This is a genomic window from Bacillus sp. RC242, assembly GCF_044908245.1.
GTDB classification, from domain to species: Bacteria; Bacillota; Bacilli; order Bacillales; family Bacillaceae_G; genus Bacillus_A; species Bacillus_A mycoides.
On sequence record NZ_JBIYCZ010000001.1, the window covers coordinates 518,141 to 535,174 of the forward strand.

A 17,034-nucleotide genomic window follows, 5' to 3' on the forward strand; every position below is an offset into this window, starting at 1 on the left:
TATTATAAAACTTTTTCTTTACTTATGAGATACTCGGGTTGCAATTTTTTCACCAAGACGCAGCTCTTGCCCACTTGTCAATTCCTGCACTGCTTTAATCATATCTTTTTCAAATAATAAAACAACTGTTGAGCCAAATGTAAAGTATGCCATCTCTTCACCTTTTTGAACAGTACTTCTTTCATGAAGGAGCTCGATACTATTAACAAACATAGCACCTACTTTTACAAGCGCCATATGTTCGCCTTCACTATTTACTTCTGTAACAGAGCGATAATTTTTTGACAATGGTTCTTTCCCATACTCCATACCCGCTGCATTTACCGGATATGATTTTCTGCCGAGTACAAATCTTTCAGTCACAGAGCCAGAGAGCGGGCTATGAATACGATGATAATGACTTGGACTCAAATAAATTACCATATATGTACCGCCTGCATATCGCTTTGCACGCTCTTCATTACCTAGCATATCCACAATTGAATAACGCTTTCCTTTTATATTGAATGTTTTTGTATCCTCAATAGGACCTTGATCAGCAAAAACACCATCAACAGGACTAACGATACTCGATGCATCAGTATCAATACTACGCTTTCCTTCTTTTAGCCTACGTGTAAATAAATCATGCAATGTTCGATATTCCTTCAAACCCTTTTCCATCTCATCTTGATTAATTTGAAAAACTTTCACATACGATGGAATAATGATAGAGCTCAAACGAGATTGTGCAAATTTACGTAATATATAAGAAGTAAAACGACCATTTGTAAGTTCGATCATAAGTCGATATAATGTCCGTCGCAAATTACGAAACCTCCTAATCAGCCTATAACTTTAGTTTCCCCTTCTTTTCTCTCTATATCATATGTAAAATTGGTTCTTATTCCCACATATAGAATGGAGCCGTCTCGTTATACACGAAGAAAAACTAAGTATAATTTTTATTCTTAAATTGTTTAGCACCTTCTAATATTACAGATAGAACCCGCCATTTTCAACAGTGAACATGTATTTCTTCTTAGAACAGCTCGTTTTCTTTCCGTTTTCCCGAAAGAAAAGCAGCCACTTTTAAAGTGTAGCTGCTTACAATACACATTATTCTTTTGCTTTTTTCTCTTTCTCAGCCCGCACAAATTCATGGAACATTTTCATTAAAGCACGCTTTTCAATTCGCGATACGTAGCTTCTTGAAATACCGAGTGCCTTAGCAATCTCCCTCTGTGTTTTCTCTTTATCAAGCCCAAGTCCAAAACGCTTCACAATTACTTCTTTCTCTCGTTCGTCCAAAATATCGATATACTCTTTAATTTTTTCTAACTCCATACTAAGCTGAATCATATCAATCACATCTTCAGATTCTGATTTTAATATATCAATAAGCGATATTTCATTTCCCTCTTTATCTTGCCCAATCGGATCATGAAGTGAAACGTCTTTTTTCGTTTTCTTCAGCACACGTAAATGCATCAAAATTTCATTTTCGATACAGCGTGCTGCATATGTTGCAAGCTTAGTTCCTTTCCCTGCTGAATAGCTTTCAATCGCTTTAATAAGCCCAATGGTACCAATTGAAATTAAATCTTCTGCATCTTCACCAGTGTTTTCGAATTTCTTAACAATATGAGCTACAAGCCGTAAATTATGTTCAATTAAAAGATTTCTCGCTTGAGCATCACCTTGCTCCATTAACTCTAAGTACTTTCTCTCATCATCTGATGATAACGGCTGCGGGAACGCATTGTTCTTCACATAAGAAACAAATACAAACACTTCTCGAACCATATATCCAATTGCGGCGAATAGACTCAAACCTTTCACCTCCGCCAAAATAGTGGTCTTTACTATGTGTATGTGGGCATGAGGTTGTTTGTGTCTGTACGATGTAAATATGGAACTCTTAACTTAATGGCATTCTTAAACCACTCAACGCTAATCATTAAATTTTTCTATAAACATAGTAAAAGCCAATCGAAACGTATCGATTGGCTTTTACTAATATTCACTCCAAATTTTCTCTCCAGTATGCGCATCTATGTAACGAATTTTCCGACTACAATCGACGGATTCTTTATGATTTTCACTCGTCGTTTGTTTATACAGCAGTTTATATTTCATTTCCTCTGCATCATGATCTATACACCATTCTAATTTTACTCGAATGACCTCTTTATATATTTCTAACGCTTTTTCTTTTGTTACTTTTGGTGTTGTTTCATATGCAAGTAATTCTTTTATAAAGTTGCTAGATTCTCCTGAGTAGTGCATCACAGCACCATTTTCTGTATTGATGTTGATCATAAATTGCATATAGTCTATTGGAATCCCATTCACATATACGGAAAAGGTAAATCTTTCAATCCCATCTTCTGCTTCTTCACGTTCTTCCCAAAGACGAAGATATTGTGTGATATCTGGAATAACTCGTTCTAAAAATTGAAGTGCTTTTTGTAAACATTCCTCTCTAGACATTATTTGTTTTACTTCTTTATCGTCTGCCAGTTTTATAAAACCAATTAACTCATTGGTTGATTTATCAATCGTAATGCCAACTAAATTATTATATTTTAACATCGGTAAATGCTTTTTAAAGAATTCATTCATTATTACAATTTAAGGTAATTATAACAAACAAAACCAAAAATCATTAGCAAAAAGACAAAAAGCTGAAACAATTAGTTCATACGAATTTCACATGAATCTATTACTATAAGAATTGTACATAGTGAAATTACTAACAATGACGTTTATTCATATATAATTTCATTTGAAAGGGGTTGAAAAGATGAAAACTAAATATCGCTTTATGATCTCATCATTTGCTGCTTGCGCCTACATGATTTGGTGTTTAGTATAATAACAACTTCACTTGTAAATAAGAAAAGGTGTGTATATAAATGGAATATAACCAATCAACCGTTAACTACTGGAAAGCTTTTGTATTACCTTATACATTTGCTTTAGAAGAGTTAAAAACTAAATTTGAAATTATGAACCGGGAAGCTCAATTTTTAGAAGACTACAACCCGTTTGAACATATAAAAACAAGACTTAAACAACCCGAAAGTATCATCAGGAAGCTTGAGCGTAAAAACTTATCACCAACAGTTGAAAATGCTCAAACACAATTACAAGATATTATTGGCATCCGTATTACATGTTGCTTTGTAGAAGATATTTATCATTTAAAAGAAGTTATTGAAAATCGTGGAGATATGGAAATTGTAGAAGTAAAAGATTATATTGCTAATCCAAAAGGAAATGGCTATAAAAGTTTGCATATGATTATTAAATATCCATTGTCACTAAATTCTGGTACGAAAGATGTCTTTGCAGAAATTCAATTACGTACACTTGCCATGGACTTTTGGGCAAGTTTAGAACATAAACTTTACTACAAATATGAAGGAAATATACCTGATTATTTGAAGGATGAACTACATGACGCTGCTATGAAAGCTGAAGATCTCGATAATAAGATGGCAACAATCCGTCAAGATATTGATGACATTGAAGCATGTTCAAACCAAATTTTATTACCACTATAACAAGGTTCTCTCCTATGAGAACCTTGTTTATCCCGATTGGTGATGGCTAATAATCAGTGGGGGATGGACAAAACCCCCACTGATTAAAGTTTCACTTTATTTCTTCTCTATCGTACGAACCTCTTCAATCTTCCACCCTTCGTCTTCTTTTCCAAGTGCATACCGCATTTTCTTTTGAAGAGTAACCCCTCCATCTACTTCTTTTTCCTCCGTTTCAACAATAACAAGCCCACCTTTAAGAGCTTTCATATTCATATGTTCTAACTCTATTTCCTTATTTCCCTTTTGAAATGCCGCTTCCTTTTGTGTTTTTAAGTCTTCAGCACTAGGCATCTTCTTTGAAAATAACTCCATATGTTCAGCAAGATTTTTTTCATTCGTCGTCCGTACAAATGCCTCAATAACATCTTGAATGAATTTCTCTTCTTCTTTCGTTATATGTACCTTTTCCTCAGTTTTTCCAGCAGATTTTTCTTCTATATTATTCTCTTGAGATTGACATCCAACTAGCAATAATACAAATACTAGAAGGAATCTTAATTTCCCTAAAAAAACGCTCATCTTTCCATCTCCTAAAAAGAAAAGTGAGGCATTTCGCCTCACTTTCATTTATAATTAGCGTCTTCCTTTATTTGGATCGCCGCCGCCAATAATGTCAAAGACACGTTTAGCTATATTTGTATTCTCTTGAACGCCAGAGAATAAGTATTTACCTGGTCCGAATGCATATACGTTCACATCTTCACCTGTATGTCCACCCGTTGTCCAACCTGTAACCGAACGCTTATTGAAGATATCTTCAATTGCATTATCAATCTTTGTTACATCTTTTGATGGAGCTATATCATTTACAGCTTTAATTTCTTCTGGTGTTAATTGTAGATCAATATACTTTTTCAATGTTTCTTCTACATTTGCACCTTTTACAATCTCACTTGCCATAAAGTCTGGCGTACGTTTCGCAGCTTTAATCGGATCTACTTTAAAATTATACTCACCATTCGCACCTAAAGATAATCCGCCAGTAGAATGATCTGCAGTTGCAACAACTAATGTGTTCTTATCTTTTTTCGCAAACTCAATTGCTGCTTTAAACGCTTTTTCGAAGTCTTCCATTTCACTCATTGCACCGACAATATCATTATCATGTCCAGCCCAATCAATTTGACTACCTTCGACCATTAAGAAGAAACCGTCTTTATTTTTGTTCAAGCGCTCAATCGCTGCATTTGTCATCTCTTCTAATGAAGGTGTTTTGTCAGTACGGTCAATCATTTTGTCTAAACCACCTGGTGCAAATAAGCCAAGAACTTGATCGCTTTTATCATTTAATAATTGATTACGATCTGTTACATAACTATAACCAGACTTCTTAAATTCTTCTGTAAGATTGCGGTCTTTTCTAACAAAGTTATTTACACCACCGCCAAGCATAACATCTATTTTATGCTTACCTTTAATTTTCTCATCAAAGTAATCATTTGCAATTGCGTCCATATTTTTACGACTAATATCATGTGCACCGAATGCAGCTGGTGTTGCATGCGTAATTTCAGAAGTTGCAACGAGTCCCGTTGACTTCCCTTTTTCTTTCGCTTGCTCCAATACTGTTTTCACTTCAGCTTTATCATTATCTACTGCAATAGCTGCGTTATATGTTTTTATACCTGCTGACATCGCAGTAGCTGCCGATGCAGAGTCTGTAATATTTTCATGTTCATCTTCTGGATATGTTTTTTGTGTTCCTACAAGATGCTTATCAAATTCTGTAGATTCCATCTCAAATGTTTTTGGATTATCTTTCATATAACGATGAGCTGTCATATATGAAGGCCCCATACCGTCCCCAATTAATACAATGACATTTTTAATTTTTGCATTGTTTCCGTTCTCATCTGCATTAACCTCACTAGAACGCGTAAAATTCCATGTTGCTACTGAAGTAACTGCTAACGACGCCACAACTGCAAATGGCCATGCTTTTTTTACAAACTTTTTCACTGTCTTGTCCCCCTAATTAGGTTATTCATTTCCCTCTATCAAATTTAATAGAAGACTGTTAAGAGAAAATGAGTTATATGTAAATTTTTTGTTAACTTATGTAAATTTAAGTTATAATTTGTATAAGTTTGTCTTTTCATATCAAGCATACTCCCCTTTACAAAGATAAATATAAACATGTTGGATTTCTTTTAATACGAACCTATTATTTTACATTTCGTAATATTATTCTTATTTTTTCTAATTTAAATAGAAATATGGTGAACTTTATGAAAACAGTAAAACTAGACGCATCTTCCATTCCAGATTTACTCTCTCTTTGCAAATCAGTCGGGTGGTTACAGCATGAGAGTTTTATGAAAGAGCAATTCCATATGTACCTTTCCATTGGCACAATTTTTGGCTATGTACATGAGAATAAACTTATTGCAGCGGGCGGGGTCTTTTCGTTTGCCCCTGGATATTCTTCTATCGGTATGTTAATCGTGCATCCTGATTTTCAAAGAAAAGGAATTGGCCGTATTTTGTTAAACAATAGCTTAAAAGTAACTTATCCATCGCTCCCTATTACGCTCATTGCAACAAAAGCTGGTGAATCCTTATATGAATCTTATGGATTTCAATCAATAACAACAATTCATCGTTTCGAAAAACAAGCGGCTCATATAAGTATAAATTCTTTTCCCATAAAACAAATTCAGCAAGCCGATCTTCAATCTCTCATTTTTCTTGATCAAACTGCGACTGGTGCAGATCGTTCTAATCTTTATTTATCACTACTATCGAGAGCAACTTACTCCTTTAAAATAGAGCGGGATAATCAAATAGATGCTTTTGCTTTATGCATACAAAAAGGAGATGTACTATGTATCACTCCACTTATTTCAAAAAAAGAAAAAGACGCTATTCAGTTATTAGAAATAATTTGTAACTCGTGGAATGGGTCAATACGCATTGATGTTCCGCACTCACAATTCATTTTCCGTCAATTTCTTCAAACAGAAAATTTCCAGGAAACGCTCCTTTCACCTCTTATGATAAAGAATGGTAATCAACTTCCTGGAAATCGTAATATACTATTTGCTATGATAGATGCAGCATTATGTTAGAAAGGAGACACCTAATTGAAGCAATTTAGCTATTTTATGGTAGGTTGTCTTACTCTTACACTATTAGTAGGATGTAGTGCAGCAAAAAAGCCAGTAGAACAAGTAAAACAAGTTAAAAATACAATTACAGCGAAACTAGCTACCGAGGAAAAAATGGTAGAGATAGATGGTCAAACGATTTACTTTAAAAAGATTGGTGATGAAAAACCACCTTTACTTATGATCCATGGATTTGGAGGATCATCCGATGGTTTTCAAAAGGTTTACTCAGATTTAGCAAAAGATCATACGATTATTTCTGTTGATGCTTTAGGATTCGGACGTTCCTCTAAACCGATGGATTTTTATTATTCTTTCCCAACTCATGCAAATTTGTATTATAAGTTAATGAAAAAACTAGGGTATGACTCATTCGCAATACTGGGACATTCTATGGGCGGAGAAATTTCTCTTAATTTAACATATTTATACCCCGAAGCGGTTACCCACCTTATTTTAACTGATGCTACAGGCGGCCCTCATACGTTCGTTAATAAACAAGGTTCACCAAAACCAAAGTTGTCGACTGATTTAAGTGCCGTTTCTTCTATTGCAGATTATGATGAGAGCAAAGTTAAATTCAAGCGTAATGATGAAGAGCATTATAATAAAATGAAATTATGGCCTAGGCGTCTTCAAATCAATGCAACTGAAATCAAGCAACCAACTTTAATTATATGGGGAAGAAATGATAGTAGCGTTTCTTGGAAAGAAGGAGAAACTTATCATCAATTCTTAAAAAATAGCACTTTCCATATTATTGAAAAAGGTTATCATGCTCCATTTCGTCAAGAGCCACAAGAATTTGTAGGGTATGTAAAAGATTTCTTCGAGAAAAATCCTATAAGTGCTGAAAAATAAACGGGTATCTCATTTTGAGATACCCGTTTTCATATATTAAGCAGCTTGCTTTTGGCGTTTTTGAATTTTTGATCCTAGTACTTTTGGAATAACTAAGCCATCAATTCCAAGTTTTCCAGCATTCATACCAGAAACAAGAACGAACATGGATAAGATAACCATTTCAGGGTTTACACCAATTGACCCACTAAACATATAGGAAAAGTTCATTACAAGGCCGAAAAAGACCGCTGTTTTTGTTAAACAGCCTACAATTAAACCAATTCCGACTAAAATTTCTCCCCACGTCACAAGTGTATTAAATAAATCAACGTTTGGAATTGCAAAATCTTGTAAGAATGATGCCCACCAAGATTGAACAGCTGGTTGTGCTCCTTTAGATTTTTCAATTGCACCTTGTAAATAACCAGTTGCATCGAAGCCTTTTCCTTGTAGTTTACCGATTCCAGCCATTACCCATGTGTAACCAAGATACACTCGAATTATCGCTAATACAAAAGAAACTGCTTTGTTTTCTCTTAAAAATTGAATAATCATATCTTCCTCCTAAAGTTGTAATTAAGTCAGTTACAGATAATATAATAACATTAGTTGCTTACTTTTAAAATGTTAATCGTGAATAATTTGTGACATACATAAAAAACATTAAATACTAACGTTTATATAGTAACTTTCATTACCTGTAAAAACTTGAACATATCATACCACAGGTGATAATCATTTTCATTGAATAAAATGTAAAAAAACTGTGAGTTAAATGTGAAACGCATTTATTCGAATATAGAATAAATCCGTTTCATATTGTTTATATACTCGAAATGTACATGTCTCCTCATCGGTTAATCTCGCTTCTCGAACAACTTCTTCTAACGTTTTGTCATGGTTAATAAACCCGTAAAATAGGCGTATTGTAAACATAATTGCTACATTTCCATCTACATAATCTATCAATCCAACATATGATTTTACACCACTATGTAAAAAGGATTCTACTAGTTTCAACTCCCCAAACTTATACCAACCATTTACAATATGTGTAATATGCAATTTTGCATATTACTTAATTTCCGCTACGCTAAAGTATACTCTCGGCTCATTTAAGTCGTACACATCTTCTCCTAACTCTTCCATTACAAATTTCCTCTCCTATAAGTCCATTTCATATATACCCGTTTCTTTCAAAAAATCAGCTCTAGTTAAAGCGACTTTCTGTAAATATTGCCTATACGCTGTAATTGTTCCATCGTGTGCAACGATACAAATTTTTTCTGCTTTTAACTGATAGCACCAGTGCAGAAATTCATCTACTATTTGCTGAAATTCCATCTCCAAGATGATATTGACTCCCTCATTCCATAACAATTCATTTCTACTTTCTTCTAATGAAAAATGTGGAAATAAATTTTGTATTATCTTTCGATCTAACAATTGATCGCACGGTAATGTTTTGGCGGATTCCCGATAAGGAAAAATACGCGGGGATATATATGGGTGAACAATTTTTTGACAAGCAACTTCCGCACTCCATATTGTCGCAGTTTGTAAAGTTCGAAGTGTAGGACTAGCGATTAATATATCCTTTTCTTGTAATGGTACATCGCACTGAAGCAATTTAGCCTGCTTCTTTCCCACGCCTGTCAATGGCGGATTCACTGCTTGTAAACTTAATGGTAAATCTTTCGTATGTTCACCTTCACCATGCCGAACAAAAATAAGTTTCATTCTCCTCTTCCTCTCACTATCAAATAGTCTCACATATTTCTTCCCTATTTTTTTCTTTACTCCTGCTATTTTAAAAAGCAGAATGTAAAAAGTCTTTAACATCAACGTTTGGAAAATATTACAATTATATATAAAAAATATTTTTTACAAGAAGAGGAGGATTACAAATATGAAATGGATTATCGTCTTTATGGGAATGATCATATGGGGATACATAAATGGCTTTTTTAATAGTGATAAAACTGCTAATCCTTGGATTACAGATGATGAGCGTGAAACAAAAAGCAATTATCGCAAGCTGGTCTGGTGTTTTCATATTTTGTATCATTAACCTCTTAAACAAATGGTTAGGTTTAGGAACGAGCGATACATCACCTTACTTACCATCTTCTGTCGCAACTATTTTAAAAGAAAATGTAGAGTTACAAGTTTTACTTATGTTATTCATTACGTACGGACTATTTTACTTATACTACCGAAGAAAACTAAGCGCTTAACTTTTATCTCATGATTTTCCTCCTAAATGGTTATAGTAACTAGGACGCAATGAAAAAAGGAGAGATATAAAAATGAGTAACTCAAATGACTTTTTAGATACATTACATGAAAAACAAGCAAAAGATGAACAAAATAGAAAGCGCCAAGGGAACGGAAACCCTGCGAAAAAAAAGCCAAATAAAACACATAAATAACATTGAAAAACCTGCCTGAAAATTATATTTCAGGCAGGTTTTTTTACTCGTCTTTAACCGAAACGACATCTTCCCAATTCCATTTCTCATAATACCACTCTGGCACATCTATATTTTCAATCCACTTCTTCTCATGTTTTCCATCGTTATGAGCAAGCCATACATCAGCTTTCTTACGATTTGAACGGAGCCACATTAATTGGTTGCTTTTCTTACTAAAAATAGGGTTATAATCGCCTTGGCTATTTGATGGCTTTGTAATTTGATGTTGTTCATCTGTTGTACTATTTATTTCATATAAAGATGGTAGTGGTCTTTTTTCTAGAGGGACCGATAGCTCTGCTTCCCTTGCCCTTGAAACGATAATTACATTATCGTTCTTCCATGTGAAATCCCAATCAACATAGCCTTTTGGAGTAAATGTATTTTGCTGGAGAGCCGGCAATTCTTTTATTTTTAAATGCTTATTCTCTAAAGCCACTCTCCCGCTTCCTTCAATATAGGCTAATATATTCTTTGATGGCGCCCATTTGAACCATTGTGTGTTTAATAACATTTGATCTACTGTTTCAAAACGACTGCCGTCTGATCGAATTAAGCAAAGGGTATTACTATCAGCTGACAAAGAAGCTGTTGGTACTGCCAAAAACGAAATCCATTTTTGATCTGGCGACCAATTAAATCCACTTCCAACTAATGCTAAAAAGTCATCATGCTCATTCGGTAGTGCATATAAATGCTTCATCTTATGAGGATTCATATTTGCATCCTTTTGTATTTCATATAACTGAGCACCTGTCCATCCTGTTGGAAGCAAGTACGCTTCTGATGATACAAGAAACTTCTTACCATCAGGATACCATGCATAGTCACCTACACCATTAGCTACGTTTTCAAAATCTGCTTTCTTTTTTTCAGCATCAAATGTATTTAATGTGCGTGCAAATACAAATGCAATTATATTCTCTGTTGGTGACCATTGATAATTCGATACTTCTGATTGAGATGGTGTAACTTTCTTTCCATCTTTTAGCCGATACAGTTCAAAGTGATTTCGCTTCTTTCCTTTTGCATATGCAAGCCATTCTCCATTATGTGACCATTTCGGCCCTGTTATGTAATCTCCTTTTGTAATTTGTTTTTCTTTTTCACCGACTTTAATCCATAGATTATGATTACGAATAAAGGCAACTTTCACTCCATTGTTTTCTGCCCTAGTAATAGAACTTGAACAGAAAAAAAGGAACAAAATCACGATTCCACTTACTATAAACCTTTTCATGTAGCACCCCCATTTTCCCCTTTAGCATTCCTCATATTCCGCTTACTATATGCAAATTTTAGCCATTCGACATAATCCCAAAAAATTTCCCAAGAAATTTTCAATTCAAAGAGGATTGGTATGAATTATGTCGAATGTATAGTCTAGCCAACATCCGCACCTATAATTAACGATAAAAATGTAATATTTATTTTCGTAAAATTGACACTTTTTATTAGGGGGAGTTTCAATGAAGAAAACTACATCAACACTATTAAGTATAGCGCTCGTCTTTTCGAGCTTTGGAGCATTAAGCGCCCATGCTGAATCACTGCAAAAAGAGAAGCAATTTAGCCCACAGTTAAAAGCAAATATTGAACAATGGGGAGAAAACAAAATCGCGCAAAATGTTGAAACAAAAACATCAAAAGAAATTTCAGTTATTGTAGAATTGCAACATGCTCCACTCGCTTCACAAAGTAACATTCAACATGCTCCGGACCTACAAAATAGCAATGTGCAATCATACCATGCACAACTAAAAAAAGCACAAGAGGATACAACAAAGAAAATAAAAGAAAAAGCACCGAAAGCAACCATAAAAGAAACGTATAGTACGTTATTTTCTGGATTTTCTATTTCTATCCCAGGGGATCAAATTGCCGCTCTAGCTTCTTTACCTGAAGTAAAAGCAATTTATCCGAACTTAACATATAAATTACATGAAACGTCAAAAAGCCTAGCAGATCAAGAAACACCAAACGTTGGAGGCCCTACAGTTGGTGCACCTGAAGCTTGGAATTTAAAAGATCCGACTGGCAAACCCCTTGATGGAAAAGGGATGAAAGTCGCTATTATCGATTCAGGTGTCGACTATACCCATCCTGATTTACAAGCAAATTATATCGGTGGCTATGATACAGTCGATGAAGATAATGATCCGATGGATGGAAACGTCCACGGTACCCATGTTGCAGGAATTATTGCTGGTAACGGAAAAATAAAGGGGATTGCTCCGAATGCTTCTATACTCGCTTACCGTGTCATGAATGATGGTGGTACCGGTACGACCGATGATATTATTCAAGGTATTGAGCGAGCTATTCAAGATGGTGCCGATGTTTTAAATCTATCTCTTGGTCAAGATTTGAATGTACCTGATCAACCTGTAACAATGACGTTAGAACGCGCAGCAAAACTTGGTGTTACTGCAGTCGTCTCAAATGGAAATGATGGACCAAAACCTTGGTCTGTTGACGCTCCTGGTAACGCAAGTAGTGTCATCTCTGTTGGTGCATCTACTGTTTCTATTCCATTTCCAACATTCCAAGTAGCTGGTTCCAATAAATCTTACCAAGGATTACCGTTATCAAAATCAGATTTCCAAGTAGGCAACGATGCTCAGCTTATATATGTTGGTTATGGTAATTCAAGTGATTACGCTAAACAAGATGTGAAAGGTAAGTTCGCCCTTGTTTTACAAGGAACCTCAAGCACGTTAGTAAAAGCAGAACAAGCGAAACAAGCTGGTGCTCTTGGCGTGCTACTAATTTCTAATGAAAAAGAAATTAATATTATGCCCGAATATTTTGGACGTGAAAATCTAGCTGTTCCAGTAATGCAGTTATCAAATACAAATGGCGAAGAGTTAAAAACTTTAATTACAAAACGAAAGAAAAATATAAAAATTGGACAACCAAAGCAAACAGAACTTATTGGTAACTTTAGTTCAAGAGGACCATCACAAGGTAGTTGGCTAATAAAGCCTGATATTGTTGCATCTGGAGTACAAATTACTAGTACAGTGCCGAGAGGTGGCTATGAATCTCACAACGGGACAAGTATGGCTGCGCCACAAGTGGCGGGAGCTGTTGCCCTACTCCGTCAAATGCATCCTGATTGGACGACAGAACAATTGAAAGCAGCTCTTGCCAACACTGCAAAAACATTAAAGGATGTCAATGAAAATACATATCCTGTCATGGCACAAGGATCTGGTTTAATTAACATTCCAAAAGCAGCCCAAACAGATGCATTAGTGAAACCTAACAATGTAAGTTTCGGTCTTATTAAACCTAATAGCGGCAAAGTGAAGTTAACACAAAATATTACGTTACAAAATCTTTCTAACAAAAAGAAAAACTTTTCAACTCGCATTGAATTACTAGATACAAAAACAAAAATCCAGACTTCTTTCTCTTCTTCTATTAGTGTGAAACCTAATAGTAACAGCGAAAAGCCCTTTACTATTACTGTAGATAGCTCCTTACCACAGGGTGTATATACAGGAAATCTATATGTGAAAGAGCAAGGGAAGACTGAAGAAATGCGTATTCCATTTACGTTTAGCATTGATCCGAAAGAATACAAACGTATTGATGGTCTTGAAATCGTTAATTCTACTTTTAGTCCAAATAATGATGGAATACTAGATGACAACCTGATCAATTACTATTTAGTTACACCAGTGGAGGATGTAACATTTCACGCTAATTTAATTACGAAAGACCGTGTAACATATCAAGGCATGATACATCAAGGTAAAAACGAAACACCTGGTTATAAATCTTTCAAATGGAATGGTACGAAAACTGACGGATCTCCTCTACCTGATGGCTTATACCAAATCGAAGCTGTTGCTTCTAACTCTGGTGGAGAAACGAAACAGACAGGAGCTGTGTTTGTCGATCGTACTGCACCGAAATTATCGTCTGAAGTAGATCAAGAAAACCTCGTAATTAGAGGTAAAGTAGATGATATACTTTTAGATTGGATGGCAGAATCCGGATGGGTTGCTCCAGGACATCCCGTAACGATACAGTATGAAATTAACGGAAACGGAGCATGGGAAAGTGCATACCTAAATCCTTGGGAGAAAAACTATGAAATTTATTTCGATCGTAGTCAATTACAACAAGGAAAGAATACAATTCATATTGTAGCAACCGATGCAGCTGGAAATAAATCTAATTTAAACGTCGATTTAGAAGTGAAATAATAAAATTATTGTTGACAAGCTTTTAAATATAGTTTTATAATACAAAACATAGTTTAGTTGAACGAATTATATATCGGCTTTGAAGGAATACTAGTAGCGACTTATATCCCTGTCTCAGAGAACTGATGGTTGGTGCGAATCAGTACATATACAAGCGTGAATTACAATTCTGGAGCTTCTTTCCCGTAATGCTTTTTATGCATGAAGAGAAAGACGGATCTTTCCGTTATCTTAAAGTAAGTGGTAAACAATTAATTGTTTACAAATAGGGTGGTACCGCGATTTTTATCGTCCCTATCGGATTTTCCGATAGGGGCTTTTTTGCGTCCTTCCCTTTTAAATAACTTCATATATACGCGTTGAAAGAATCGCAGTAGTATCTTGTATCCCTGTTTCAGAGAGCTAATGGTCGGTGGGAATTAGCACATATATAAGTACGAATTACAATTCTGGAGCTTCTTTTTCGTAGTGCTTTTATGCATGAAGGAAAAGACGGAATTTTTCCGTTATCATTAGTTGAGATGTAAGTATATTTTCACTTACAAATAGGGTGGTACCGCGATTTTTTCGCCCCTATCGGATTTTCCGATAGGGGCTTTTTCTATTTCTCACGCAAACAGTTGTTAAATAATTTAGAATGTTATGATAAAATTTTATAAGCGCTTACAATTCTGAAAGGAGGTGGTACAAGCTATACAAAACTGGTATTCATTTTTATAGAGAAAAAGGAGGACGTCTAAATGACAAAAAAAATAGAAATTCCATCACATTTAAAACCATTCGTATCCACACAGCATTATGATCAATACACACCGGTGAATCACGCTGTTTGGCGTTACATTATGAGACAAAACCATAGCTTCTTAAAAGATGTTGCTCATCCATCCTATGTTAACGGACTACAATCATCTGGTATTAATATAGATGCAATTCCCAAAGTAGAAGAAATGAATGACTGTTTAGCACCAAGCGGCTGGGGTGCCGTAACGATTGACGGCCTTATTCCCGGCGTCGCATTCTTCGATTTTCAGGGGCATGGATTACTACCAATCGCAACAGATATTCGTAAAGTAGAAAATATCGAGTATACACCCGCTCCTGATATCGTTCATGAAGCTGCAGGCCACGCACCGATTTTGCTTGATTCTACATATGCAAAATATGTGAAACGCTTTGGACAAATTGGAGCGAAAGCTTTCTCCACAAAAGAAGAACATGATGCTTTTGAAGCCGTTCGTACATTAACGATCGTAAAAGAAAGCCCTACTTCTACACCTGAAGAAGTTGCAGTTACTGAAAATGCTGTAATCGAAAAACAAAACTTAGTTTCTGGTTTATCAGAAGCAGAACAAATTTCACGTTTATTCTGGTGGACAGTGGAATACGGCTTAATCGGCAATATAAATGATCCGAAAATTTACGGTGCTGGTCTCCTTTCCTCTGTCGGTGAAAGTAAGCATTGCTTAACAAACGCTGTAAAGAAAGTCCCATTCTCAATTGAAGCTTGCACCGGGACAACTTATGATGTGACAAAAATGCAACCACAGCTATTTGTTTGTGAATCATTTGAAGAATTGACTGAGGCCCTTGAGCAGTTCTCTACAACGATGGCATTTAAGACAGGTGGCACAGAAGGATTAGAAAAAGCAATCCGCTCCGAAAATCATGCTACAACTGAGCTAAGTAGTGGATTACAAATTACGGGTACATTTACAGAGGCAATTAAAAATGATACTGGTGAAGTTATTTACACACGAACAAGCTCACCAACTGCATTAGCAATTCATAATAAACAACTAGCAAATCATTCTACATCTGTGCACAGCGATGGATTCGGGACACCAATCGGATTACTAGATGGAGATATTGCATTAGAAAATTGTACAGAAGAACAATTACAATCATTAGGCATTACAATTGGAAGCAGTGCAGAGTTTACTTTTGCAAGTGGCATTCATGTAAAAGGAACAGTAACAGACATTGTAAAGAATGATAAAAAAATTGCTCTTATCTCCTTTATAAATTGTGCAGTTACTCATAAAGATCGCTTATTATTTGATCCTTCATGGGGAGCATTTGATATGGCTGTCGGCTCACAAATCACTTCTGTATTCCCAGGAGCGGCAGATGCGGCTGCATTTTTCCCGATGAATGAAGAAGTACAAGAAACGCCTGATCCACTTGTACTGAATAAGCTTGAACGTATGTATCAAACAGTTCGAGATATACGTAACGATAGTATTTTACACGATACTCATACTAATCAATTAATAGCTATTCAAGAAGTATTAAATAAATTTTATCCGAAAGAATGGTTGCTTCGTCTTGAAATTTTAGAATTGCTTTTAGAACATAACAAAGGTCACGAAGCATCAGCAGCATTATTACAACAACTTTCTACTTTCACAACTGAAGAATCTGTAACACGTCTTATTAACAATGGTCTTGCGTTACTGCAGGTAAAGGATGTGAAAAATGATGCTACGATTAACTAATGAAGAAGTACAAGAGGAATTAACAAAGCTGGATAAATGGACAGTGAAAGATGAAAAATGGATTGAAAGAAAATATATGTTTTCCGACTACTTAAAAGGAGTCGAATTTGTCTCTGAAGCCGCCAAACTATCAGAAGAACATAATCACCACCCATTTATCCTTATCCAGTATAAAGCAGTCATTATTACTTTGTCATCATGGAATGCAAAAGGTTTAACGAAACTAGATTTTGACCTTGCAAAGCAATTTGATGAACTATTTTTACAAAATGAAAAAGCTATTATAAGAAAGTGAAAAAAGAGAAGCC

General features: G+C 35.2%; 14 protein-coding genes, 3 pseudogenes and 2 other annotated features. Of the genes and pseudogenes, 8 read left to right on the forward strand and 9 right to left on the reverse strand.

Going from position 1 to position 17,034, the window contains the following annotated elements; all coding sequences use genetic code 11:
• Positions 1-18: 18 nt before the first annotated feature.
• The 3 genes and pseudogenes from ABH957_RS02845 to ABH957_RS02855 all read right to left on the reverse strand — a co-directional run.
• The gene (locus ABH957_RS02845) at positions 19-807 is read right to left on the reverse strand and encodes a phosphatidylserine decarboxylase (RefSeq protein ID WP_002088706.1); all 789 of its coding nucleotides are present in this window, start codon (positions 805-807) and stop codon (positions 19-21) included.
• 291 nt (positions 808-1,098) lie between these two features.
• Complete coding sequence (gene sigK, locus ABH957_RS02850; protein ID WP_000051382.1) at positions 1,099-1,812, reverse strand: RNA polymerase sporulation sigma factor SigK; 714 nt, start codon at positions 1,810-1,812, stop codon at positions 1,099-1,101.
• 183 nt (positions 1,813-1,995) lie between these two features.
• Positions 1,996-2,607: pseudogene (locus tag ABH957_RS02855) on the reverse strand (YcdB/YcdC domain-containing protein); the annotation flags it as partial.
• Between the two features lie 290 nt (positions 2,608-2,897).
• Between ABH957_RS02855 and ABH957_RS02860 the strand changes: the two are divergent.
• Positions 2,898-3,548 (forward strand): GTP pyrophosphokinase, encoded by a 651-nt coding sequence (locus ABH957_RS02860; protein WP_002015229.1) that lies wholly within the window; start codon positions 2,898-2,900, stop codon positions 3,546-3,548.
• 96 nt (positions 3,549-3,644) lie between these two features.
• Here ABH957_RS02860 and ABH957_RS02865 read toward each other — a convergent pair whose 3' ends face one another.
• Together ABH957_RS02865 and ABH957_RS02870 are read right to left on the reverse strand one after the other, a co-directional pair.
• Complete coding sequence (locus ABH957_RS02865) at positions 3,645-4,109, reverse strand: hypothetical protein (RefSeq protein WP_404454099.1); 465 nt, start codon at positions 4,107-4,109, stop codon at positions 3,645-3,647.
• A 54-nt stretch (positions 4,110-4,163) separates the two neighbouring features.
• Complete coding sequence (locus ABH957_RS02870; RefSeq protein WP_113935607.1) at positions 4,164-5,549, reverse strand: alkaline phosphatase; 1,386 nt, start codon at positions 5,547-5,549, stop codon at positions 4,164-4,166.
• Positions 5,550-5,818: 269 nt separating this feature from the next.
• On the opposite strand from ABH957_RS02870, the gene ABH957_RS02875 reads away from it, so the two are divergent.
• Entirely contained in the window at positions 5,819-6,658 is an 840-nt protein-coding gene (locus tag ABH957_RS02875; RefSeq protein ID WP_113935608.1) for a GNAT family N-acetyltransferase, read from the forward strand.
• Between the two features lie 15 nt (positions 6,659-6,673).
• Positions 6,674-7,558 (forward strand): alpha/beta fold hydrolase, encoded by an 885-nt coding sequence (locus ABH957_RS02880; RefSeq protein WP_404491105.1) that lies wholly within the window; start codon positions 6,674-6,676, stop codon positions 7,556-7,558.
• 36 nt (positions 7,559-7,594) lie between these two features.
• On the opposite strand, the gene ABH957_RS02885 is transcribed toward ABH957_RS02880, so the two are convergent.
• From ABH957_RS02885 to ABH957_RS02895, 3 genes and pseudogenes are all read right to left on the reverse strand, one after another.
• On the reverse strand, positions 7,595-8,095 hold the full coding sequence (locus tag ABH957_RS02885; RefSeq protein ID WP_002015237.1) for a DoxX family protein: 501 nt from the start codon (positions 8,093-8,095) through the stop codon (positions 7,595-7,597).
• A 216-nt stretch (positions 8,096-8,311) separates the two neighbouring features.
• Positions 8,312-8,704, reverse strand: a pseudogene (locus tag ABH957_RS02890) (hypothetical protein); the annotation flags it as partial.
• Positions 8,705-9,280, reverse strand: a complete 576-nt coding sequence (locus ABH957_RS02895; RefSeq protein ID WP_002015239.1) for a histidine phosphatase family protein — start codon at positions 9,278-9,280, stop codon at positions 8,705-8,707.
• A 169-nt stretch (positions 9,281-9,449) separates the two neighbouring features.
• Here ABH957_RS02895 and ABH957_RS02900 point away from each other — a divergent pair.
• A pseudogene (locus ABH957_RS02900) lies at positions 9,450-9,777 on the forward strand (phosphoglycerate mutase).
• A 72-nt stretch (positions 9,778-9,849) separates the two neighbouring features.
• Positions 9,850-9,972 carry a DUF4023 domain-containing protein gene (locus ABH957_RS02905; RefSeq protein ID WP_000071861.1) on the forward strand — a complete coding sequence of 41 codons (123 nt, stop codon included), beginning with the start codon at positions 9,850-9,852 and terminating at the stop codon, positions 9,970-9,972.
• Positions 9,973-10,015: 43 nt separating this feature from the next.
• Here ABH957_RS02905 and ABH957_RS02910 read toward each other — a convergent pair whose 3' ends face one another.
• Positions 10,016-11,254, reverse strand: coding sequence for a TolB family protein (locus ABH957_RS02910; RefSeq protein ID WP_404454105.1), 1,239 nt, complete (start codon positions 11,252-11,254; stop codon positions 10,016-10,018).
• A 229-nt stretch (positions 11,255-11,483) separates the two neighbouring features.
• Between ABH957_RS02910 and ABH957_RS02915 the strand changes: the two genes are divergently transcribed.
• The 3 genes from ABH957_RS02915 to ABH957_RS02925 all read left to right on the forward strand — a co-directional run bounded on the left by ABH957_RS02915 (position 11,484) and on the right by ABH957_RS02925 (position 17,021).
• Positions 11,484-14,231: a S8 family peptidase gene (locus ABH957_RS02915; RefSeq protein WP_404510634.1), complete on the forward strand. Its 2,748-nt coding sequence runs from the start codon at positions 11,484-11,486 to the stop codon at positions 14,229-14,231.
• Positions 14,232-14,301: 70 nt separating this feature from the next.
• Positions 14,302-14,530 (forward strand) — a binding site (T-box leader).
• A 51-nt stretch (positions 14,531-14,581) separates the two neighbouring features.
• Positions 14,582-14,809 (forward strand) — a binding site (T-box leader).
• 162 nt (positions 14,810-14,971) lie between these two features.
• The gene (locus tag ABH957_RS02920; RefSeq protein WP_404510636.1) at positions 14,972-16,726 is read left to right on the forward strand and encodes an aromatic amino acid hydroxylase; all 1,755 of its coding nucleotides are present in this window, start codon (positions 14,972-14,974) and stop codon (positions 16,724-16,726) included.
• Positions 16,707-17,021, forward strand: coding sequence for a 4a-hydroxytetrahydrobiopterin dehydratase (locus ABH957_RS02925; RefSeq protein WP_002167644.1), 315 nt, complete (start codon positions 16,707-16,709; stop codon positions 17,019-17,021). Before ABH957_RS02920 ends, ABH957_RS02925 begins: the two co-directional genes overlap by 20 nt.
• The last annotated feature ends 13 nt before the right edge of the window (positions 17,022-17,034 follow it).

Bases quoted from the DNA above. Each gene is read 5' to 3' on its own strand.
- ABH957_RS02895 (WP_002015239.1), bottom strand. From the start codon at position 9,280: ATGAAACTTATTTTTGTTCGGCATGGTGAAGGTGAACATACGAAAGAT.
- ABH957_RS02875 (WP_113935608.1), top strand. From the start codon at position 5,819: ATGAAAACAGTAAAACTAGACGCATCTTCCATTCCAGATTTACTCTCT.
- ABH957_RS02925 (WP_002167644.1), top strand. From the start codon at position 16,707: ATGATGCTACGATTAACTAATGAAGAAGTACAAGAGGAATTAACAAAG.
- ABH957_RS02865 (WP_404454099.1), bottom strand. From the start codon at position 4,109: ATGAGCGTTTTTTTAGGGAAATTAAGATTCCTTCTAGTATTTGTATTA.
- ABH957_RS02860 (WP_002015229.1), top strand. From the start codon at position 2,898: ATGGAATATAACCAATCAACCGTTAACTACTGGAAAGCTTTTGTATTA.
- ABH957_RS02910 (WP_404454105.1), bottom strand. From the start codon at position 11,254: ATGAAAAGGTTTATAGTAAGTGGAATCGTGATTTTGTTCCTTTTTTTC.
- ABH957_RS02915 (WP_404510634.1), top strand. From the start codon at position 11,484: ATGAAGAAAACTACATCAACACTATTAAGTATAGCGCTCGTCTTTTCG.
- ABH957_RS02905 (WP_000071861.1), top strand. From the start codon at position 9,850: ATGAGTAACTCAAATGACTTTTTAGATACATTACATGAAAAACAAGCA.
- ABH957_RS02885 (WP_002015237.1), bottom strand. From the start codon at position 8,095: ATGATTATTCAATTTTTAAGAGAAAACAAAGCAGTTTCTTTTGTATTA.
- ABH957_RS02920 (WP_404510636.1), top strand. From the start codon at position 14,972: ATGACAAAAAAAATAGAAATTCCATCACATTTAAAACCATTCGTATCC.